Here is a 17,827-nt window from a genome sequence, read left to right as displayed (position 1 = left end):
AGTGGCTAAGGCCAAGTTCGAGCGGACCAAGCCGCACGTCAACATCGGCACGATCGGGCACGTCGACCACGGCAAGACGACGCTCACCGCGGCGATCTCGAAGGTGCTCGCTGACAAGTACCCGTCGCCGACCAACGTGCAGCGCGACTTCGCGTCGATCGACTCGGCTCCCGAGGAGCGCCAGCGCGGCATCACGATCAACATCTCGCACGTCGAGTACGAGACGCCGAAGCGCCACTACGCGCACGTCGACGCCCCGGGTCACGCCGACTACATCAAGAACATGATCACCGGTGCGGCTCAGATGGACGGCGCGATCCTCGTGGTCGCGGCGACCGACGGCCCGATGGCGCAGACCCGTGAGCACGTGCTGCTCGCCAAGCAGGTCGGCGTGCCGTACCTGCTGGTCGCGCTCAACAAGTCGGACATGGTCGACGACGAGGAGATCCTGGAGCTCGTCGAGCTCGAGGTTCGCGAGCTGCTCTCGTCGCAGGGCTTCCCCGGCGACGACGCTCCGGTCGTCCGCGTCTCGGGCCTCAAGGCGCTCGAGGGCGACGCCCAGTGGGTGCAGTCGGTCCTCGACCTCATGGAGGCCGTCGACGAGTCCGTTCCGGACCCGGTGCGCGACCGTGACAAGCCGTTCCTCATGCCTATCGAGGACGTCTTCACCATCACCGGTCGTGGCACGGTCGTCACGGGTCGCGCCGAGCGCGGCACGCTGAAGATCAACTCCGAGGTCGAGATCGTCGGCATCCGCCCGACGCAGAAGACCACGGTCACCGGTATCGAGATGTTCCACAAGCAGCTCGACGAGGCCTGGGCCGGCGAGAACTGCGGTCTCCTCCTCCGCGGCACCAAGCGCGAGGACGTGGAGCGCGGCCAGGTCGTCGTGCAGCCGGGTTCGGTCACGCCGCACACCAACTTCGAGGGCACTGCCTACATCCTCTCGAAGGACGAGGGCGGCCGTCACAACCCGTTCTACGCGAACTACCGTCCGCAGTTCTACTTCCGCACCACGGACGTCACCGGCGTCATCACGCTGCCCGAGGGCACCGAGATGGTCATGCCCGGCGACACCACCGACATGACGGTCGAGCTGATCCAGCCGATCGCCATGGAGGAGGGCCTCGGCTTCGCCATCCGCGAGGGTGGTCGCACGGTCGGTGCCGGTACGGTCACCAAGATCATCAAGTAACACCCTCGGTGATCGAGGAGCGCCGCGCCTAGCGACGCGTCTCGAGATCCTCGAACGGGGTCGGGCCTTCGGGCCCGGCCCCGTTCGGCATTTCCGGGAGGGCCGGCAGAGGGATGCCGCAGCCGGCAGGTCGGGGCCCGCACCTCGCCACGACCGACGGTCCGGAGCCAGGCCGGGGCTCGTCCGGAGCCCGGCCGGGGCCCGTCCGGAGCCCGTCGACGGAGGGGCATCCTGCGACCTCGCTGGGAGTCGACACGCGCGCGACACGCCCGGGTTGCAGGTACTTGCCCACTATGGCAAACTTGATGAGTTCAACATTCCGTTGGCCGTGCCATGGTGCGCGCCTGTCGGATCACTGCCAGGCAGTGCATAACCACCGAATCCACGTGATCGGGTCAGGTTAGGCCGCGGGCAGCAGAACACGACAAACCGATTCCGAAGCAGGCGGGGAGACCCGTGTGCCGAATGCGGGCGCCAGCCCGTGTGCCGAGTCGGGGCTCGGGGTCGAGCGTGTCGAGGCCACCGCATGTGCGGGGTGCCTTCGACAGGCTCGATCAACAGCCGTTGACAGCAGAACAGTGGTGCTCCATACAAGCAGTGCTACGCGGCGTCCAATGCCCTCGGAAGGGGTACGACGCCTTGACAGAGAGAGAGTCAGGCAATGGCGGGACAGAAGATCCGCATTCGACTGAAGTCGTATGACCACGAGGTCATCGACAGCTCGGCGCGCAAGATCGTCGACACGGTGACCCGCGCGGGCGCCACGGTCGTCGGCCCCGTGCCGCTTCCGACCGAGAAGAACGTGGTGTGCGTCATCCGCTCGCCCCACAAGTACAAGGACAGCCGCGAGCACTTCGAGATGCGCACCCACAAGCGCCTCATCGACATCGTCGACCCGACGCCGAAGGCCGTCGACTCGCTCATGCGTCTCGACCTCCCCGCCGACGTCAACATCGAGATCAAGCTCTGAGGTTCATGATGTCTGCTGCTACCAAGAACGTGAAGGGCCTGCTCGGCACCAAGCTCGGCATGACCCAGGTCTGGGATGACAACAACAAGCTCGTCCCCGTGACCGTCATCGAGATCGCGCCGAACGTGGTCACCCAGCTCCGCACGGTCGAGCGCGACGGCTACACCGCCGTCCAGATCGCCGCCGGCGCCATCGACCCGCGCAAGGTCAACCAGCCTGCCGCCGGCCACTTCGCCGCCGCGGGCGTCACCCCGCGTCGCCACCTCGCCGAGGTCCGCACCGCGGACGCCGCCTCCTACGAGGTCGGCCAGGAGCTCACCGTCGAGGGCGCCTTCGAGGCCGGCCAGCTGGTCGACGTCGTCGGCACCTCGAAGGGCAAGGGCTTCGCCGGTGTCATGAAGCGCCACAACTTCAAGGGCGTGTCGGCTTCGCACGGTTCGCACCGCAACCACCGCAAGCCGGGCTCGATCGGCGCCTCGTCGACCCCCAGCCGTGTCTTCAAGGGCATGCGCATGGCCGGTCGCATGGGTGGCGAGCGCGTCACCGTCCTCAACCTCCGCGTGCACGCCGTCGACGCCGAGAAGGGCCTGCTGCTCGTCAAGGGCGCGGTTCCCGGTGCGCGCGGCCGTCTCGTGTTCGTCCGCAACGCTGTGAAGGGGGCGTAGTCCATGGCTACCGCCAACACCATCGACGTCCTCGACGCGACCGGCAAGAAGTCCGGCTCGATCGAGCTGCCCGCCGACATCTTCGACGTGCAGACCAACGTCCCGCTCATCCACCAGGTCGTGACCGCCCAGCTCGCCGCCGCGCGCCAGGGCACGCACAAGACCAAGAACCGTGGCGAGGTCTCGGGCGCCGGCCGCAAGCCGTTCAAGCAGAAGGGCACCGGCCGTTCGCGCCAGGGCTCGATCCGCGCACCTGAGCACAAGGGCGGTGGCGTCGTCCACGGGCCGACCCCGCGCGACTACTCGCAGCGGACCCCCAAGAAGATGATCGCCGCGGCGCTCCTCGGCACGCTGAGCGACCGCGCCCGCGCCGGCCGCATCCACGCGGTCGAGTCGTTCTTCCAGGGTGAGACCCCGAAGACCAAGGACGCCGTCGCGCTCCTCGCGCAGGTGGCCCCGGCCAAGCGCTTCCTCGTGGTCCTCGACCGCGAGCAGGAGCTCGACCTCCGCGCCGTCCGCAACATCGAGGCGGCCCACGTGCTGTCCTTCGACCAGCTCAACGCCTACGACGTGGTCGTCTCCGACGACATCGTCTTCAGCAAGGCCGCGCTCGAGGCGTTCATCGCCGCGAAGTCGGCGAAGAAGGAAGAGGTCTCCGCATGAGCGCCGCGCACAACAAGGACCCGCGCGACATCATCATCGCGCCCGTCGTCTCGGAGAAGAGCTACGGCCTGATCGACGAGGGCAAGTACACGTTCGTCGTGGACCCCCGCTCGAACAAGACCGAGATCAAGCTCGCCATCGAGAAGATCTTCAAGGTCGAGGTCGCCTCGGTCAACACCCTGAACCGTCAGGGCAAGACCCGCCGCACCCGTTTCGGGATCGGCAAGCGCAAGGACACCAAGCGCGCGATCGTGACCCTCAAGTCCGGTTCCATCGACATCTTCACGGCTGTCGGCTAAGGGGCAGAGAGAAACATGGCTATTCGCAAGTACAAGCCCACGACCCCGGGTCGTCGCGGTTCCTCGGTCGCCGATTTCGCCGAGATCACCCGCTCGACCCCCGAGAAGTCGCTGCTGAAGCCGCTGTCGAAGACCGGCGGCCGCAACAACCAGGGTCGCATCACCACCCGCCACATCGGTGGCGGCCACAAGCGCCAGTACCGCGTCATCGACTTCCGTCGCAACGACAAGGACGGCGTGCCCGCCAAGGTCGCGCACATCGAGTACGACCCGAACCGCACCGCGCGCATCGCGCTGCTGCACTTCGCGGACGGCACCAAGCGCTACATCATCGCGCCGGACAAGCTCAAGCAGGGCGACCCGATCGAGTCGGGCCCCAACGCCGACATCAAGCCGGGCAACAACCTGCCGCTGCGCAACATCCCGACCGGTACCGTGATCCACGCGATCGAGCTCCGCCCCGGCGGCGGCGCCAAGCTGGCCCGCTCGGCCGGCGCGTCGGTCCGCCTCGTGGCGAAGGACGGCCCCTACGCGCAGCTCCGCCTGCCGTCGGGCGAGATCCGCAACGTCGACGTGCGCTGCCGCGCGACCATCGGCGAGGTCGGCAACGCCGAGCAGTCGAACATCAACTGGGGCAAGGCCGGCCGCAAGCGCTGGAAGGGCGTCCGCCCGACCGTCCGTGGTGTCGCGATGAACCCGATCGACCACCCGCACGGTGGTGGCGAGGGCAAGACCTCCGGTGGTCGCCACCCGGTCAGCCCCTGGGGCCAGTCCGAGGGCCGCACGCGTCGCCCCAACAAGGAAAGCGACAAGCTCATCGTCCGTCGTCGCACCGTCGGCAAGAAGCGCAAGTAGGAGTAAGAGAAGATGCCTCGCAGTCTCAAGAAGGGCCCCTTCGTCGACGAGCACCTGCTTCGCAAGGTCGTCGTGCAGAACGAAGCCGGTACCAAGAACGTCATCAAGACGTGGTCGCGCCGCTCGATGATCATCCCCGCGATGCTCGGGCACACGATCGCCGTGCACGATGGCCGCAAGCACATCCCGGTGTTCGTCACCGAGACCATGGTGGGCCACAAGCTCGGCGAGTTCGCGCCCACCCGCACCTTCCGTGGACACGTGAAGGACGACAAGAAGGGCCGCCGCCGCTGACGCGGTGGTGTGAAGGAGGAAAGAAATGGTGGAGTCGATCGCCCGCGTGCGACACATCCGCGTCACCCCCCAGAAGGCTCGCCGCGTCGTCGACCTGATCCGCGGCAAGCAGGCTCAGGAGGCGCTCGCCATCCTGAAGTTCGCACCCCAGGGTGCGAGCGAGCCGGTGTACAAGCTCGTCGCCTCGGCCATCGCGAACGCTCGCGTCAAGGCCGACGCCTCGAACACCTACCTGGACGAGCAGGACCTCTACATCTCGCGCGCATTCGTCGACGAGGGCACCACCCTCAAGCGATTCCAGCCGCGCGCGCAGGGTCGTGCCTTCCGCATCAACAAGCGCACGAGCCACATCACCGTGGTCCTCGCCACGCCCGAGGAGGGTACGAAGTAATGGGTCAGAAGGTCAACCCGTACGGCTTCCGTCTCGGCATCACCACCGACCACGTGTCGCGGTGGTTCTCCGACTCGACGAAGCCCGGTCAGCGCTACGCCGACTACCTCGCTGAGGACGTCAAGATCCGTCGTCTGCTGCAGACGTCGCTCGACCGCGCCGGCGTGAGCCGCATCGAGATCGAGCGCACCCGCGACCGCGTCCGCGTGGACATCCACACGGCGCGTCCCGGCATCGTGATCGGCCGCCGCGGCGCCGAGGCCGAGCGCATCCGCGCCGACCTCGAGAAGCTCACCGCCAAGCAGATCCAGCTCAACATCCTCGAGGTCAAGAACCCCGAGGCCGACGCCCAGCTCGTCGCGCAGGGCATCGCCGAGCAGCTCAGCGCTCGTGTCGCGTTCCGTCGCGCCATGCGCAAGGGCCTGCAGGGTGCACAGCGCGCCGGCGCCAAGGGCGTCCGGATCCAGGTGTCGGGCCGTCTCGGCGGCGCCGAGATGAGCCGGTCGGAGTTCTACCGCGAGGGCCGTGTGCCGCTGCACACGCTCCGCGCGAACATCGACTACGGCTTCTACGAGGCCAAGACCACCTTCGGCCGCATCGGCGTGAAGGTCTGGATCTACAAGGGCGACATCACCAACAAGGAGCTCGCTCGGGAGCAGGCCTCGCAGAAGCCGGCCCGTGGCGACCGGAACGACCGTCCCCGCCGCGCGCCCCGCGCGCAGGAGCAGGCGACGGCAGGAGTCGAGGCATAACCATGTTGATTCCCCGTCGAGTCAAGCACCGCAAGCAGCACCACCCCGGCCGTTCGGGCCAGGCCACCGGCGGCACGAAGGTCTCCTTCGGCGAGTTCGGCATCCAGGCCCTGACCCCCGCGTACGTGACGAACCGTCAGATCGAGTCCGCTCGTATCGCCATGACGCGTCACATCAAGCGCGGCGGCAAGGTGTGGATCAACATCTACCCGGACCGTCCGCTCACGAAGAAGCCCGCCGAGACCCGAATGGGTTCCGGTAAGGGTTCGCCCGAGTGGTGGGTCGCCAACGTCAAGCCGGGTCGAGTCCTCTTCGAGGTCTCCGGCGTCTCCGAGCAGCTCGCTCGCGAGGCCATGACCCGTGCCATCCACAAGCTGCCCCTCAAGGCACGCATCATCAAGCGCGAGGAGGGCGACGCATAATGGCCGTCGGAACCAAGGGGCTCGAGTCCGTCGAGCTCGACACCTTCGAGGACGAGCGTCTCGTCGACGAGCTGAAGAAGGCCAAGGAAGAGCTGTTCAACCTGCGCTTCCAGGCGGCCACCGGTCAGCTCGAGAGCCACGGACGCCTCCGTGCCGTCAAGAAGGACATCGCCCGCATCTACACCGTGATCCGTGAGCGCGAGCTCGGGATCCGTGCGACGCCGGCTCCGGTCGAGGCTCCGGCCAAGGCCGAGAAGAAGACCAAGAAGGCTGCCAAGGTCGAGGCGGATGCCCCGGCCGAGGCCGCAGAGACGAAGGAGGCCTGATCATGGCTGAGACCAAGAAGGCTGCTGAGGCCGAGGTCGCCGTCGAGGCGGCCGAGGCTCGCGGGTACCGCAAGGTGCGTCGCGGTTACGTCGTCAGCGACAAGATGGAGAAGACCATCGTCGTCGAGGTCGAGGACCGCGTGAAGCACCCGCTGTACGGCAAGGTCATCCGCCGCACCTCCAAGGTGAAGGCGCACGACGAGCAGAACACCGCCGGCATCGGCGACCTGGTCGTCATCTCCGAGACCCGTCCGCTGAGCGCCACCAAGCGCTGGCGGCTCGTCGAGATCGTCGAGAAGGCCAAGTAGGCCTCGGCCTGCTTCCAGAAGGAGACTGAAGTGATTCAGCAGGAATCCCGGCTCAAGGTCGCCGACAACACGGGTGCGAAGGAACTCCTCACCATCCGCGTGCTCGGCGGTTCCCAGCGCCGCTACGCCGGCCTCGGCGACGTCATCGTCGCCACGGTCAAGGACGCGATCCCCGGCGGCAACGTGAAGAAGGGCGATGTGGTCAAGGCCGTCATCGTCCGCACCCGGAAGGAGACCCGTCGTCCCGACGGCTCCTACATCAAGTTCGACGAGAACGCCGCGGTGATCCTCAAGAACGACGGTGACCCTCGTGGCACCCGCATCTTCGGGCCGGTCGGCCGGGAGCTCCGCGACAAGAAGTTCATGAAGATCGTCTCGCTGGCACCTGAGGTGATCTGAGAATGGCGAACATCAAGAAGGGCGACCTGGTCCAGGTCATCTCGGGCAAGAGCCAGGCTCGCGGCGGAGACCGCGGCAAGCAGGGTCGCGTCATCGAGGTCATCACGGCCGAGGACCGCGTCGTCGTCGAGGGCGTGAACTACGTCACGAAGCACGTGCGCGTCGGCCAGACCCAGCGCGGCACGAAGACCGGCGGCATCGAGACCCACGAGGCACCGATCCACGTCTCGAACGTGGCGCTCGTGGACCCCGAGACCAAGAAGCCGACCCGCGTCGGCTTCCGCGAGGAGACCGTGACGAAGGACGGCGCGACCACGACCGTCCGCGTTCGTTACGCCAAGAAGTCAGGTAAGGACCTCTGATGACCGACACCACGACTGCTGCGCCGGCTGGCAAGATCCAGCCGCGCCTCAAGCAGAAGTACAAGGCCGAGATCGCCGCGGCGCTCACCGAGGCGAACTCGTACTCGAACCCGCACCAGGTGCCGGGTCTCGTGAAGATCGTCGTCAACATGGGCGTCGGCGAGGCCGCGCGCGATGGCAAGATCATCGACGGCGCGATCGCCGACCTCACGAAGATCACCGGCCAGAAGCCGCAGGTCACCAAGGCCCGCAAGTCCATCGCGCAGTTCAAGCTGCGCGAGGGCCAGCCGATCGGCGCGCACGTCACGCTGCGCGGCGACCGGATGTGGGAGTTCCTCGACCGCCTGCTCTCGCTCGCGCTGCCCCGAATCCGCGACTTCCGCGGCCTCTCGGACGCGCAGTTCGACGGCAACGGCAACTACACCTTCGGCCTCACGGAGCAGAGCGTGTTCCACGAGATCGACCAGGACAAGATCGACCGCGTCCGCGGCATGGACATCACCGTGGTGACCACCGCCAAGACGGACGACGAGGGTCGCCAGCTCCTCAAGGCGCTCGGCTTCCCCTTCAAGTCGGCCGAGTCCGCCAACTGAACCACGGATGCCGCGGGCCCAGCGCCCGCGGCATCCGCCCGGCCGGCTCCGCCCGGCCATCGGTCCGGGGCATCCGCCTCGGCCACCACCACAGGTCAGTCCCCGTGGAACGGGTCCTGAAACCTGGTGAACGTAAGGAAACAATCGTCATGACGATGACCGACCCGGTCGCTGACATGCTGACCCGACTTCGCAACGCGAACTCGGCGCACCACGACACCGTCTCGATGCCCAACTCCAAGCTCAAGGCGCACATCGCCGAGATCCTGAAGAAGGAGGGCTACATCGCGGACTTCGAGGTGACCGACGCGCGCGTCGGCAAGACCCTCACGCTGCAGCTCAAGTTCGGCCCGAACCGCGAGCGCTCGATCGCCGGTATCAAGCGGGTCTCGAAGCCCGGCCTCCGCGTCTACGCGAAGTCGACCGAGCTGCCCAAGGTGCTCGGCGGCCTCGGCGTCGCGATCCTGTCCACTTCCAGCGGTCTGCTCACCGACCGCCAGGCCGAGAAGAAGGGCGTGGGTGGGGAAGTCCTCGCCTACGTGTGGTAGTTCCATGTCACGAATCGGACGACTCCCCATCGACATCCCCGCCGGTGTCGAGGTCAAGATCGACGGCTCGGCCGTCTCCGTCAAGGGCCCGAAGGGCGAGCTCGCGCTCACCGTCGCGAGCCCCATCGAGGTCAAGGTCGAGGAGAACCAGGTCATCGTCACCCGGCCCGACGACGAGCGCGCCTCGCGTTCGCTGCACGGCCTGACCCGGACCCTCATCGCGAACGACATCCTCGGTGTCACGCAGGGCTACTCGAAGGGCCTCGAGATCGTCGGCACGGGTTACCGTGTCGCGCAGAAGGGCACCTCGATCGAGTTCGCGCTCGGCTTCTCGCACCCCGTGACCGTCGAGGCCCCCGAGGGCATCACGCTCACGGTCGAGGGCAACAACAAGCTCACGGTCGCCGGCATCTCGAAGCAGGCCGTCGGTGAGACCGCCGCGAACATCCGCAAGATCAAGAAGCCGGAGCCCTACAAGGGCAAGGGCATCCGCTACGCCGGCGAGGTCGTGCGTCGCAAGGCCGGAAAGTCAGGTAAGTAATCATGGCTGTGAAGAGCAAGACGGCTGCGCGTTCGCGCCGGCACACCCGCCTTCGCAAGAAGATCGTCGGCACGGAGGTTCGCCCCCGTCTCGTCGTGACCCGTTCGGCCCGCCACGTCTTCGTGCAGGTCGTCGACGACAGCAAGGGCCACACCCTGGCCAGCGCCTCGACCATGGAGGCCGACCTCCGCGCGTTCGACGGTGACAAGACCGCCAAGGCACGCAAGGTCGGCGAGCTCGTCGCCGAGCGCGCCAAGAAGGCCGGCATCGAGGCGGTCGTCTTCGACCGCGGCGGCAACAAGTACGCCGGCCGCGTCGCGGCGATCGCCGAAGGCGCCCGAGAGGCAGGGCTGAGCCTGTGAGCGACAACACTGTGAAGGAGACCGAGGTGACCACCGCAGAGGCACCCGTCGAGACGGCCGCGTCAAGCGAGCCGGTTCGCACCGAGCGCGAGGGCCGCCGTGGCGGCCGCGACCGCGGCCAGGGCCGCGACCGCGGTGCCCGCGAGGCCGAGAAGAGCCAGTTCCTCGAGCGCGTGGTGACCATCAACCGCGTCTCGAAGGTCGTCAAGGGCGGTCGCCGCTTCAGCTTCACGGCGCTCGTCGTCGTGGGCGACGGCAACGGCCTGGTCGGCGTCGGCTACGGCAAGGCCCGCGAGGTCCCGACCGCCATCTCGAAGGGCGTCGAGGAGGCGAAGAAGAACTTCTTCCGCGTCCCCCGCGTCGGTTCGACCGTCCCGCACCCCGTCCAGGGTGAGGCGGCCGCCGGTGTCGTCCTCCTGCGTCCGGCGTCGCCCGGTACCGGTGTCATCGCCGGTGGCCCGGTCCGCGCCGTGCTCGAGTGCGCCGGCATCCACGACGTCCTGAGCAAGTCGCTCGGTTCGTCGAACACCATCAACATCGTGCACGCCACGGTGGAGGCGCTCAAGCAGCTCGAGGAGCCGCGCGCCGTCGCAGCCCGTCGTGGTCTCGACTACGACGAGGTCGCGCCCGCCCGCATCCTGCGTGCCGAGGCCCAGGCGGCCGAGGCCGCCGCAGCAGCGAAGGCAGGTGCCTGATGGCCAAGCAGCTGAAGGTGACCCAGATCAAGTCCAAGGTGAGCGAGAAGCAGTACCAGCGCGACACGCTCCGCAGCCTCGGGCTCAAGCGAATCGGCGACTCCGTCGTCCGCGAGGACAACGCGCAGAACCGCGGGTACGTGCGGACGGTCGCCCACCTGGTGAAGGTTGAGGAGATCGACTAATGGCAGAGAACGAGAAGGCGACCGAGGTCGTCGAGCCCAAGAAGGCTCCGGCGAAGAAGGCTCCGGCCAAGGCCGCCGCTGACAAGGCTCCGGCCGAGAAGGCTCCGGCGAAGAAGGCTCCGGCCAAGGCCGCCGCCAAGAAGGAGGCGTCGACCGACGTCGTCCGCGAGCCCGTGCTGAAGGTGCACCACCTCCGCCCGGCTCCGGGTGCCAAGAAGGACAAGACCCGCGTCGGACGCGGTGAGGGTTCGAAGGGCAAGACGGCCGGTCGCGGCACCAAGGGTTCCAAGGCCCGCACCACGGTCCGCCCCGGCTTCGAGGGTGGCCAGCTTCCGTACCACATGCGTGCGCCGAAGCTCCGCGGCTTCAAGAACCCGTTCCGCGTCGAGTACCAGGTGGTCAACCTGGACAAGCTCGCGAAGCTCTACCCCGAGGGTGGCGACGTGACCGTCGCCGACCTCGTGGCCAAGGGTGCCGTCCGCAAGAACGAGCGCGTCAAGGTGCTCGGCAACGGCGACATCCAGGTCAAGCTCAATGTCGCGGTCGACAAGGTCTCCGGCTCCGCCGAGCAGAAGATCGTCGCCGCGGGCGGCTCGGTCAAGTAAGACCGACGATCGCCGAGTTCGAGCCTGTCGGGACCTCGCGTATGATTCACGGGGGTCTCGACAGGCTCGAGCCGCATCAGGACTGACTCCACGACGGAGTAGCAAGACGACTCCATTGCTGGAGCCGACAGGAGGACGAGTGTTCAAGGCCATCGGGCGAATCTTCCGTACCCCGGATCTTCGCCGGAAGATCGGATTCACGCTGGGCATCGTCGCCCTGTTCCGCCTGGGTTCGTTCATCCCCGCCCCGTTCGTGGACTTCACGAATGTGCAGGCGTGTCTCGCATCGACGCAGGGCGCCTCCGGCCTCTACGAACTCGTCAACGTCTTCTCGGGCGGCGCGCTCCTGCAGCTCTCCGTGTTCGCGCTGGGCATCATGCCGTACATCACGGCGTCGATCATCATCCAGCTGCTGCGCGTCGTGATCCCCCACTTCGAGACCCTCTACAAGGAGGGCCAGTCGGGCCAGGCGAGGCTCACGCAGTACACCCGGTACCTCACCATCGCCCTCGGCGTGCTGCAGTCGACCACGCTCATCACGGTCGCCCGCTCGGGCGCCCTGTTCAGCGGCGCGAGCGCCCCCGAGTGCTCGCAGCTCGTCACGAACGACTCGTGGTACGCGATCCTGCTCATGGTCATCACGATGACCGCCGGCACCGGCCTCATCATGTGGATGGGCGAGCTCATCACCGAGCGCGGCATCGGCAACGGCATGTCGCTGCTCATCTTCACGTCGATCGCGGCGACCTTCCCCGGCTCGCTCTGGGCGATCGCCACCACGCGCGGCCTCGACACCTTCGCGGTCGTGCTGGGGATCGGCCTCGTGATCGTCCTGGCGGTCGTGTTCGTCGAGCAGTCGCAGCGACGGATCCCGGTCCAGTACGCCAAGCGCATGGTCGGGCGTCGCACGTACGGCGGCAACAACACGTACATCCCGATCAAGGTCAACATGGCGGGGGTCGTGCCGGTCATCTTCGCCTCGTCGCTGCTGTACCTGCCGGCGCTCATCGCCCAGTTCAACCAGCCGGCCGCCGGCGAGCAGCCGCAGGCCTGGGTCGTCTGGATCCAGAACTACCTGACCAAGGGCGACCACCCGCTCTACATGCTCCTGTACTTCCTGCTCATCGTCGGGTTCACGTACTTCTACGTCGCCATCACGTTCAACCCGGACGAGGTCGCCGAGAACATGAAGAAGTACGGCGGCTTCATCCCCGGCATCCGGGCCGGCCGCCCGACCGCCGAGTACCTGGACTACGTGCTCACCCGCATCACCCTCCCGGGTTCGATGTACCTCGGCATCATCGCGCTCATCCCGCTCATCGCGTTCGCGGCGGTCGGGGCGAACCAGAACTTCATGTTCGGCGGCACGTCGATCCTGATCATCGTCGGCGTCGGCCTCGAGACGGTGAAGCAGATCGACGCGCAGCTCCAGCAGCGACACTACGAAGGGCTTCTCCGATGACGGATTCCGCACGTTCCGCCCGTTTCCTGATCGTCGGCCCGCAGGGGTCCGGCAAGGGGACCCAGGGCGTGCTCGTCGCGGAGGCGTTCGGGGTGCCGCAGGTCTCGACCGGCGACATCTTCCGGGCGAACATCTCGGGCGGCACCGAGCTCGGGACGATCGTCAAGGCGATCATCGAAGCCGGTGACCTCGTGCCCGACGAGCTGACCAGCGCGCTCGTCCGCGACCGGCTCGCCGAGCCGGACGCCGACTGCGGCTTCCTGCTCGACGGCTACCCCCGCAACCGCGGCCAGGTCGACGACCTCGAGGCGTTCCTCGGCTCGCGCGGCGAGTCGCTGGACGCGGTCATCGAGCTCGACGTGCCGCGTGAGGAGTCGATCAGCCGGATCAGCCGGCGCGCGGTCGAGCAGGGGCGCACGGATGACACGGAAGAGGTCATCGCGAACCGGCTCGCGATCTACGAGCGCGAGACCGCGCCGATCCTCGACGTCTACCGCGCCCAGGGCGTGGTCGTGCGGATCGACGGCGTGGGATCGCTCGCCGAGGTCACGGCGCGCATCTTCGAGGCGCTCGCCGCGCGCGGCATCGAGCCGTGCGAGGCCGTGGCCGACGGCGCCGTCGCCTGACCGGCGTGTTCCGCCGTTCCATCTACAAGTCGCCCGCCGAGCTCCGCGCCATGGTGCGGGCCGGCGAGGCGACCGCGGCGGCCCTCGCCGAGGCTCGCCGACTGCTCCGCGTCGGTGCGACGCCGCTCGAGCTCGACGCGGCGGCCGACCGGGTCATCCGCGAGCTCGGCGGCCGCTCGAACTTCCAGCTCGTCGAGGGCTACCGCCACACCCTGTGCGTGTCGGTGGACGCCGACGTGGTCCACGGCATCCCCGGTGATCGCCCGTTCGCGCCCGGCGACATCGTCTCGGTCGACGGCGGGGCCGAGGTCGAGGGCTGGAACGGCGACTCGGCGTTCACGGTCGTGCTGCCGGACCCCGACCGGCCCGACGTGGTCGCGGCGCGCACCGAGCTCGCGCGGGTCACGGAGTCCTCGCTCTGGGTCGGCGTCGCGGCGCTCGCGCGCGCGTCGCACCTGAACGAGGTCGGCGCCGCGATCGAGGAGTACGTCTCCGCGCAGGGCCCGTACGGGATCCTCCGCGACTACGTCGGCCACGGCATCGGGCGCCGGATGCACGAGGAACCGCCGGTGTTCAACTACCGCGTCTCGCGTCGCGGCCCGGAGGTGCGGCCCGGCCTGGTGGTGGCCATCGAGCCGATGATCGTCGGCGGATCGATCGACACCTTCGTGCAGGACGACGACTGGACCGTCACGACCGAGGACGGGGCGGATGCCGCGCACGTCGAGCACTCCGTCGCGGTGCACGCCGACGGCATCTGGGTGCTCACCGCCGAGGACGGCGGGGCGGCGGCGCTCGCGCCGTTCGGGATCGAGCCGCGCCCGATCCCCTGATCCGGCGTTCCCCGGGGGCCCGTGCGGCCGCCGGGTATGTTTGGAACCGGAACGGATTCCGCTCGCACCGCTCGCGGTCGACGGGCGGGCTCCGGTCTCACCTCGGCACGAGCGGGAGGGCATCGTGAGGGAGATCCACGGCACGGGCATCGGGGAGCGCGTCGCGTTCGGCCCGGTGGTGCGGATGGCGGACGCGCTGCCGGAACCGTCGGAGCGCGCGAGCGCACTGGACCCCGGCGCCGAGGAGGCGCGTGCGCGAGCCTCGCTGTCCGCCGTCGCCGTGGAGCTGGCGGACCGCGGCGTCCGCGCCGGCGGTGCCGCAAAGGACGTCCTCGACGCGCAGGCCATGATGGCCGAGGACCCCACCCTCATCACCGACATCGTGCAGCGGCTCGGCCAGGGCCGGACCGCCGAGCGCGCGGTGTTCGAGGCGTTCGCCGCGTTCCGCGACCTGCTCGCCGGCATGGGCGGGTACCTGGGGGAGCGCGCGGCCGACCTCGACGACGTGTCCCAGCGCGTCGTCGCGCACCTGTCCGGCGTCGCGGCGCCCGGCGTGCCCTCGCCGGGGCATCCGTTCGTCCTGGTCGCGCGCGACCTCGCTCCCGCCGACACCGCGCTCCTGGACCTCGACCAGGTGCTCGGGCTCGTGACCATCGGCGGGGGACCGACGAGCCACACGGCGATCCTCGCGCGCGAGAAGTCGATCGTCGCGATCGTCGGGGCGGCGGACGCCGACGGGATCGCGGACGGCGAGACCGTGATCGTGGACGCGGAGCGCGACCTGGTCGTGCAGAACCCCACGGTCGTGCAGGTCGGCGAGGCCCGTCAGCGGATCGCCGACCGCGCGGCGCTCGCGGCCGCGCCGATCACGCCCGGCGCCCTCGCAGACGGGACGCCGGTGCCGCTGCTCGCCAACCTCGGCAACGCGGACGACGCGGACGACGCGGTACGCCTCGGCGCGGAGGGCGTGGGCCTCTTCCGCACGGAGTTCCTCTTCCTCGACCGGGCGGTCGCGCCGGACGTCGAGGAGCAGCAGGAGCAGTACCGGCGGCTGCTCGCCGCGTTCCCCGGTCGGAAGGTCGTGGTCCGCGTGCTCGACGCGGGGGCCGACAAGCCGCTCGCCTTCCTGAACGACGCGCACGAGGAGAATCCCGCGCTCGGGCTGCGCGGGATCCGCGCCCTCCGACAGGCCGAGGGCGTGCTGCGCGGACAGCTCGAGGCGCTCGCCGCGGCCGATGCCGAGACCGAGGCGGAGCTCTGGGTGATGGCGCCCATGGTCGCGACCGTCGAGGAGACGCGCTACTTCACCGGACTCGCCCGCGAGAGCGGGATCCGGGTCGCCGGCACGATGGTCGAGACGCCGTCGGCGGCGCTCATCGCCGACCGGGTGCTCGCCGCGTGCGACTTCGCGTCGATCGGCACGAACGACCTCACGCAGTACACGATGGCCGCCGACCGCCTGCTCGGCACGGTCGCGGACCTGCAGAGCCCGTGGCATCCGGCCGTCCTCCGCCTGATCGCGGACGTCGGCGCGGCGGGCGCAGCGCACGGCAAGCCGGTCGGGATCTGCGGCGAGGCCGCCGCGGATCCGCTGCTGGCGGTCGTGCTCGTGGGCCTCGGTGCGACGAGCCTGTCGATGGCGCCGTCCGCGCTCGCGGACGTCCGTGCCTCCCTCGCGCGCTACACGCTCGACCAGGCGAAGCAGCTCGCCACGGCCGCACTCGGAGCCGATGGGGCCGTCGAGGCGCAGCAGGCCGCGCGCGACGGTGCGGCCGCCCACGCGGGCGCGTGAGCCCGACTGGCGAGAAGGCCGAAGATCGCCTATAGTAGACGTTTGGTGTCTTGCGCCTTGGTTCGCCATGCCCCTCCGGGGTGCGACGAACGGTGCGGACATCATCGCATGACCGACAATCATCACCCAAGCGATAGTGAGGCTATGGCCAAGAAAGACGGTGTCATCGAGATCGAGGGCTCGGTCATCGAAGCGCTCCCGAACGCAATGTTCCGCGTCGAGCTGACCAACGGGCACAAGGTGCTCGCCCACATCTCCGGCAAGATGCGCCAGCACTACATCCGCATCCTCCCCGAGGACCGCGTGATCGTGGAGCTCAGCCCATACGACCTCACGCGGGGTCGCATCGTCTATCGCTACAAGTGATCGGCTGACGGAAAGCAACGGCCCCGCGGCATCCCGCGTGGCACGACGGCAGCGAACTGAAGGAACACGACTGTGAAGGTCAACCCCAGCGTCAAGCGCATCTGCGACAAGTGCAAGATCATCCGCCGGCACGGCCGCGTCATGGTGATCTGCGAGAACCCGCGCCACAAGCAGCGCCAGGGTTGAGCCGAAGGTCGACGCCGCGAAGCGGCATCAGCCGAAGGCTCAAGGTCGAGTAAGGCGCGAAGCGCCGCATCGAGACCTCGTCGCAGGATGCCCCGCAAGGCATCGACGCAAACTGAAAATCGGCAACGTCAGAATCCGTTCGCGGAGGACACCTCGGGAGGAGGCCCGGGCACCGACGTTGCTCCACACCTCCACTCACTCACAGGAGAAGCCAACATGGCACGTCTGGCAGGAGTCGACATCCCGCGCGAGAAGCGCGTGGAGATCGCACTGACCTACATCTACGGCGTGGGTCGTACCCGCGCGCTCGAGACGCTGAAGGCCACCGGCATCAGCGGCGACATCCGGGTCAAGGACCTCACCGACGACCAGCTCGTCGCGCTCCGCGACCACATCGAGGGCACCTACAAGGTCGAGGGCGATCTTCGCCGCGAGGTCGCCGCCGACATCCGCCGCAAGGTCGAGATCGGCTCGTACGAGGGCCTCCGCCACCGTCGTGGTCTCCCGGTCCGCGGCCAGCGCACCAAGACCAACGCTCGTACCCGCAAGGGCCCGAAGCGCACCGTCGCCGGCAAGAAGAAGCCCGGCCGCAAGTAACCGCTCGTCGCCAGATCTAGGAGATTTCGAACATGGCAGCATCCAAGGCGGCTACTCGCAAGCCGCGCAAGAAGGAAAAGAAGAACATCGCCGTGGGCCAGGCCCACATCAAGTCGACGTTCAACAACACCATCGTGTCCATCACCGACACGACCGGTGCCGTGATCAGCTGGGCCTCGTCGGGCGGGGTCGGCTTCAAGGGCTCGCGCAAGTCGACGCCGTTCGCCGCCCAGCTCGCCGCCGAGTCGGCTGCGCGCCAGGCGCAGGAGCACGGCATGAAGAAGGTCGACGTCTTCGTCAAGGGCCCGGGCTCGGGTCGCGAGACCGCGATCCGCTCGCTTCAGGCCGCGGGCCTCGAGGTCGGCAGCATCAACGACGTGACGCCCCAGGCGCACAACGGCTGCCGTCCCCCCAAGCGTCGCCGCGTCTAGCGCTACTCCGGTCTCGGCGATCGAGCAGGCCCCGCGCCGCCGCGGGATCCGATCCCACGGCGCGTCCGGCCCAGCCGGGCGCTGCTCGATCGCCGGAGCATCCG

Annotated in this window: 29 protein-coding genes; all 29 read left to right on the top strand. The window is 68.5% G+C overall.

The features are described 5' to 3' along the window. Window position 1 precedes the first annotated feature (1 nt). The 29 genes from tuf (at window position 2) to rpsK (ending at window position 17,723) form a co-directional block, all read left to right on the top strand. Window positions 2-1,195 carry an elongation factor Tu gene (gene tuf / locus ACDF64_RS01275; protein ID WP_394552974.1) on the top strand — a complete coding sequence of 398 codons (1,194 nt, stop codon included), beginning with the start codon at window positions 2-4 and terminating at the stop codon, window positions 1,193-1,195. A 661-nt stretch (window positions 1,196-1,856) separates the two neighbouring features. Continuing rightward, window positions 1,857-2,165, top strand: a complete 309-nt coding sequence (gene rpsJ, locus ACDF64_RS01270) for a 30S ribosomal protein S10 (RefSeq protein WP_030147986.1) — start codon at window positions 1,857-1,859, stop codon at window positions 2,163-2,165. 8 nt (window positions 2,166-2,173) lie between these two features. Continuing rightward, entirely contained in the window at window positions 2,174-2,830 is a 657-nt protein-coding gene (gene rplC / locus ACDF64_RS01265; protein WP_394552973.1) for a 50S ribosomal protein L3, read from the top strand. Between the two features lie 3 nt (window positions 2,831-2,833). Beyond that, the gene (gene rplD, locus ACDF64_RS01260; protein ID WP_394552972.1) at window positions 2,834-3,493 is read left to right on the top strand and encodes a 50S ribosomal protein L4; all 660 of its coding nucleotides are present in this window, start codon (window positions 2,834-2,836) and stop codon (window positions 3,491-3,493) included. Beyond that, window positions 3,490-3,792: a 50S ribosomal protein L23 gene (gene rplW / locus ACDF64_RS01255; RefSeq protein WP_243553560.1), complete on the top strand. Its 303-nt coding sequence runs from the start codon at window positions 3,490-3,492 to the stop codon at window positions 3,790-3,792. Before rplD ends, rplW begins: the two co-directional genes overlap by 4 nt. Window positions 3,793-3,807: 15 nt before the next feature. Beyond that, entirely contained in the window at window positions 3,808-4,647 is an 840-nt protein-coding gene (rplB, locus tag ACDF64_RS01250) for a 50S ribosomal protein L2 (RefSeq protein ID WP_394552971.1), read from the top strand. Window positions 4,648-4,659: 12 nt separating this feature from the next. Beyond that, a complete protein-coding gene (gene rpsS, locus ACDF64_RS01245) occupies window positions 4,660-4,941 on the top strand; it encodes a 30S ribosomal protein S19 (protein ID WP_018171448.1) in 282 nt (93 codons plus the stop codon). A gap of 25 nt (window positions 4,942-4,966) precedes the next feature. Next, window positions 4,967-5,332 carry a 50S ribosomal protein L22 gene (gene rplV / locus ACDF64_RS01240; RefSeq protein ID WP_121477578.1) on the top strand — a complete coding sequence of 122 codons (366 nt, stop codon included), beginning with the start codon at window positions 4,967-4,969 and terminating at the stop codon, window positions 5,330-5,332. After that, complete coding sequence (gene rpsC, locus ACDF64_RS01235) at window positions 5,332-6,084, top strand: 30S ribosomal protein S3 (protein WP_394552970.1); 753 nt, start codon at window positions 5,332-5,334, stop codon at window positions 6,082-6,084. Before rplV ends, rpsC begins: the two co-directional genes overlap by 1 nt. A gap of 2 nt (window positions 6,085-6,086) precedes the next feature. Beyond that, on the top strand, window positions 6,087-6,506 hold the full coding sequence (gene rplP / locus ACDF64_RS01230) for a 50S ribosomal protein L16 (RefSeq protein ID WP_018191961.1): 420 nt from the start codon (window positions 6,087-6,089) through the stop codon (window positions 6,504-6,506). Then, window positions 6,506-6,832, top strand: coding sequence for a 50S ribosomal protein L29 (gene rpmC, locus ACDF64_RS01225; RefSeq protein WP_394552969.1), 327 nt, complete (start codon window positions 6,506-6,508; stop codon window positions 6,830-6,832). The genes rplP and rpmC overlap by 1 nt, the downstream gene beginning before the upstream one ends. A gap of 2 nt (window positions 6,833-6,834) precedes the next feature. Beyond that, on the top strand, window positions 6,835-7,140 hold the full coding sequence (gene rpsQ / locus ACDF64_RS01220) for a 30S ribosomal protein S17 (RefSeq protein ID WP_394552968.1): 306 nt from the start codon (window positions 6,835-6,837) through the stop codon (window positions 7,138-7,140). A gap of 30 nt (window positions 7,141-7,170) precedes the next feature. After that, entirely contained in the window at window positions 7,171-7,539 is a 369-nt protein-coding gene (gene rplN / locus ACDF64_RS01215; protein WP_394552967.1) for a 50S ribosomal protein L14, read from the top strand. 2 nt (window positions 7,540-7,541) lie between these two features. Then, entirely contained in the window at window positions 7,542-7,901 is a 360-nt protein-coding gene (gene rplX / locus ACDF64_RS01210) for a 50S ribosomal protein L24 (RefSeq protein WP_394552966.1), read from the top strand. Next, window positions 7,901-8,494, top strand: coding sequence for a 50S ribosomal protein L5 (gene rplE / locus ACDF64_RS01205; protein ID WP_394552965.1), 594 nt, complete (start codon window positions 7,901-7,903; stop codon window positions 8,492-8,494). Before rplX ends, rplE begins: the two co-directional genes overlap by 1 nt. A gap of 149 nt (window positions 8,495-8,643) precedes the next feature. Then, window positions 8,644-9,042, top strand: coding sequence for a 30S ribosomal protein S8 (rpsH, locus tag ACDF64_RS01200; RefSeq protein WP_394552964.1), 399 nt, complete (start codon window positions 8,644-8,646; stop codon window positions 9,040-9,042). A gap of 4 nt (window positions 9,043-9,046) precedes the next feature. Next, a complete protein-coding gene (gene rplF, locus ACDF64_RS01195; RefSeq protein WP_394552963.1) occupies window positions 9,047-9,583 on the top strand; it encodes a 50S ribosomal protein L6 in 537 nt (178 codons plus the stop codon). A gap of 2 nt (window positions 9,584-9,585) precedes the next feature. After that, a complete protein-coding gene (rplR, locus tag ACDF64_RS01190; protein ID WP_394552962.1) occupies window positions 9,586-9,945 on the top strand; it encodes a 50S ribosomal protein L18 in 360 nt (119 codons plus the stop codon). A 26-nt stretch (window positions 9,946-9,971) separates the two neighbouring features. After that, window positions 9,972-10,640 (top strand): 30S ribosomal protein S5, encoded by a 669-nt coding sequence (rpsE, locus tag ACDF64_RS01185; protein ID WP_394552961.1) that lies wholly within the window; start codon window positions 9,972-9,974, stop codon window positions 10,638-10,640. Next, the gene (rpmD, locus tag ACDF64_RS01180; RefSeq protein ID WP_394552960.1) at window positions 10,640-10,825 is read left to right on the top strand and encodes a 50S ribosomal protein L30; all 186 of its coding nucleotides are present in this window, start codon (window positions 10,640-10,642) and stop codon (window positions 10,823-10,825) included. Before rpsE ends, rpmD begins: the two co-directional genes overlap by 1 nt. Further along, a complete protein-coding gene (gene rplO, locus ACDF64_RS01175) occupies window positions 10,825-11,430 on the top strand; it encodes a 50S ribosomal protein L15 (protein WP_394552959.1) in 606 nt (201 codons plus the stop codon). The genes rpmD and rplO overlap by 1 nt, the downstream gene beginning before the upstream one ends. Window positions 11,431-11,569: 139 nt before the next feature. Continuing rightward, complete coding sequence (gene secY, locus ACDF64_RS01170; RefSeq protein ID WP_394552958.1) at window positions 11,570-12,892, top strand: preprotein translocase subunit SecY; 1,323 nt, start codon at window positions 11,570-11,572, stop codon at window positions 12,890-12,892. Then, on the top strand, window positions 12,889-13,518 hold the full coding sequence (locus ACDF64_RS01165; protein ID WP_394552957.1) for an adenylate kinase: 630 nt from the start codon (window positions 12,889-12,891) through the stop codon (window positions 13,516-13,518). Before secY ends, ACDF64_RS01165 begins: the two co-directional genes overlap by 4 nt. Window positions 13,519-13,523: 5 nt before the next feature. Further along, window positions 13,524-14,351 (top strand): type I methionyl aminopeptidase, encoded by an 828-nt coding sequence (map, locus tag ACDF64_RS01160; RefSeq protein WP_394552956.1) that lies wholly within the window; start codon window positions 13,524-13,526, stop codon window positions 14,349-14,351. 124 nt (window positions 14,352-14,475) lie between these two features. Then, on the top strand, window positions 14,476-16,143 hold the full coding sequence (gene ptsP / locus ACDF64_RS01155) for a phosphoenolpyruvate--protein phosphotransferase (protein WP_394552955.1): 1,668 nt from the start codon (window positions 14,476-14,478) through the stop codon (window positions 16,141-16,143). 144 nt (window positions 16,144-16,287) lie between these two features. Further along, window positions 16,288-16,509, top strand: a complete 222-nt coding sequence (infA, locus tag ACDF64_RS01150; RefSeq protein WP_011186713.1) for a translation initiation factor IF-1 — start codon at window positions 16,288-16,290, stop codon at window positions 16,507-16,509. Between the two features lie 72 nt (window positions 16,510-16,581). Further along, entirely contained in the window at window positions 16,582-16,695 is a 114-nt protein-coding gene (gene rpmJ, locus ACDF64_RS01145; RefSeq protein WP_092668570.1) for a 50S ribosomal protein L36, read from the top strand. Between the two features lie 216 nt (window positions 16,696-16,911). Beyond that, complete coding sequence (gene rpsM / locus ACDF64_RS01140; protein WP_142139073.1) at window positions 16,912-17,292, top strand: 30S ribosomal protein S13; 381 nt, start codon at window positions 16,912-16,914, stop codon at window positions 17,290-17,292. A 32-nt stretch (window positions 17,293-17,324) separates the two neighbouring features. Beyond that, window positions 17,325-17,723 carry a 30S ribosomal protein S11 gene (gene rpsK, locus ACDF64_RS01135; RefSeq protein WP_156999966.1) on the top strand — a complete coding sequence of 133 codons (399 nt, stop codon included), beginning with the start codon at window positions 17,325-17,327 and terminating at the stop codon, window positions 17,721-17,723. The last annotated feature ends 104 nt before the right edge of the window (window positions 17,724-17,827 follow it).

Origin of the sequence: Agromyces sp. MMS24-JH15 (assembly GCF_043518605.1) — a bacterium.
Lineage (GTDB): Bacteria > Actinomycetota > Actinomycetes > Actinomycetales > Microbacteriaceae > Agromyces.
Note: the sequence above shows the minus strand (reverse complement) of the source record. Positions and strands in the feature narration are given on the sequence as shown.

Excerpts from the sequence above, each read along its gene's own strand:
- rpsC (WP_394552970.1), top strand. The coding sequence starts at position 5,332 with ATGGGTCAGAAGGTCAACCCGTACGGCTTCCGTCTCGGCATCACCACC.
- rplV (WP_121477578.1), top strand. The coding sequence starts at position 4,967 with ATGGTGGAGTCGATCGCCCGCGTGCGACACATCCGCGTCACCCCCCAG.
- rplE (WP_394552965.1), top strand. The coding sequence starts at position 7,901 with ATGACCGACACCACGACTGCTGCGCCGGCTGGCAAGATCCAGCCGCGC.
- rpsJ (WP_030147986.1), top strand. The coding sequence starts at position 1,857 with ATGGCGGGACAGAAGATCCGCATTCGACTGAAGTCGTATGACCACGAG.
- rplB (WP_394552971.1), top strand. The coding sequence starts at position 3,808 with ATGGCTATTCGCAAGTACAAGCCCACGACCCCGGGTCGTCGCGGTTCC.
- rplR (WP_394552962.1), top strand. The coding sequence starts at position 9,586 with ATGGCTGTGAAGAGCAAGACGGCTGCGCGTTCGCGCCGGCACACCCGC.
- rplD (WP_394552972.1), top strand. The coding sequence starts at position 2,834 with ATGGCTACCGCCAACACCATCGACGTCCTCGACGCGACCGGCAAGAAG.
- rplP (WP_018191961.1), top strand. The coding sequence starts at position 6,087 with ATGTTGATTCCCCGTCGAGTCAAGCACCGCAAGCAGCACCACCCCGGC.
- rpsH (WP_394552964.1), top strand. The coding sequence starts at position 8,644 with ATGACGATGACCGACCCGGTCGCTGACATGCTGACCCGACTTCGCAAC.
- rpsS (WP_018171448.1), top strand. The coding sequence starts at position 4,660 with ATGCCTCGCAGTCTCAAGAAGGGCCCCTTCGTCGACGAGCACCTGCTT.
- rpsQ (WP_394552968.1), top strand. The coding sequence starts at position 6,835 with ATGGCTGAGACCAAGAAGGCTGCTGAGGCCGAGGTCGCCGTCGAGGCG.
- rplO (WP_394552959.1), top strand. The coding sequence starts at position 10,825 with ATGGCAGAGAACGAGAAGGCGACCGAGGTCGTCGAGCCCAAGAAGGCT.
- rplC (WP_394552973.1), top strand. The coding sequence starts at position 2,174 with ATGTCTGCTGCTACCAAGAACGTGAAGGGCCTGCTCGGCACCAAGCTC.
- rplW (WP_243553560.1), top strand. The coding sequence starts at position 3,490 with ATGAGCGCCGCGCACAACAAGGACCCGCGCGACATCATCATCGCGCCC.
- rplF (WP_394552963.1), top strand. The coding sequence starts at position 9,047 with ATGTCACGAATCGGACGACTCCCCATCGACATCCCCGCCGGTGTCGAG.
- rplX (WP_394552966.1), top strand. The coding sequence starts at position 7,542 with ATGGCGAACATCAAGAAGGGCGACCTGGTCCAGGTCATCTCGGGCAAG.
- rpmD (WP_394552960.1), top strand. The coding sequence starts at position 10,640 with ATGGCCAAGCAGCTGAAGGTGACCCAGATCAAGTCCAAGGTGAGCGAG.
- rpsK (WP_156999966.1), top strand. The coding sequence starts at position 17,325 with ATGGCAGCATCCAAGGCGGCTACTCGCAAGCCGCGCAAGAAGGAAAAG.
- infA (WP_011186713.1), top strand. The coding sequence starts at position 16,288 with ATGGCCAAGAAAGACGGTGTCATCGAGATCGAGGGCTCGGTCATCGAA.
- ACDF64_RS01165 (WP_394552957.1), top strand. The coding sequence starts at position 12,889 with ATGACGGATTCCGCACGTTCCGCCCGTTTCCTGATCGTCGGCCCGCAG.
- rpmC (WP_394552969.1), top strand. The coding sequence starts at position 6,506 with ATGGCCGTCGGAACCAAGGGGCTCGAGTCCGTCGAGCTCGACACCTTC.
- rpsM (WP_142139073.1), top strand. The coding sequence starts at position 16,912 with ATGGCACGTCTGGCAGGAGTCGACATCCCGCGCGAGAAGCGCGTGGAG.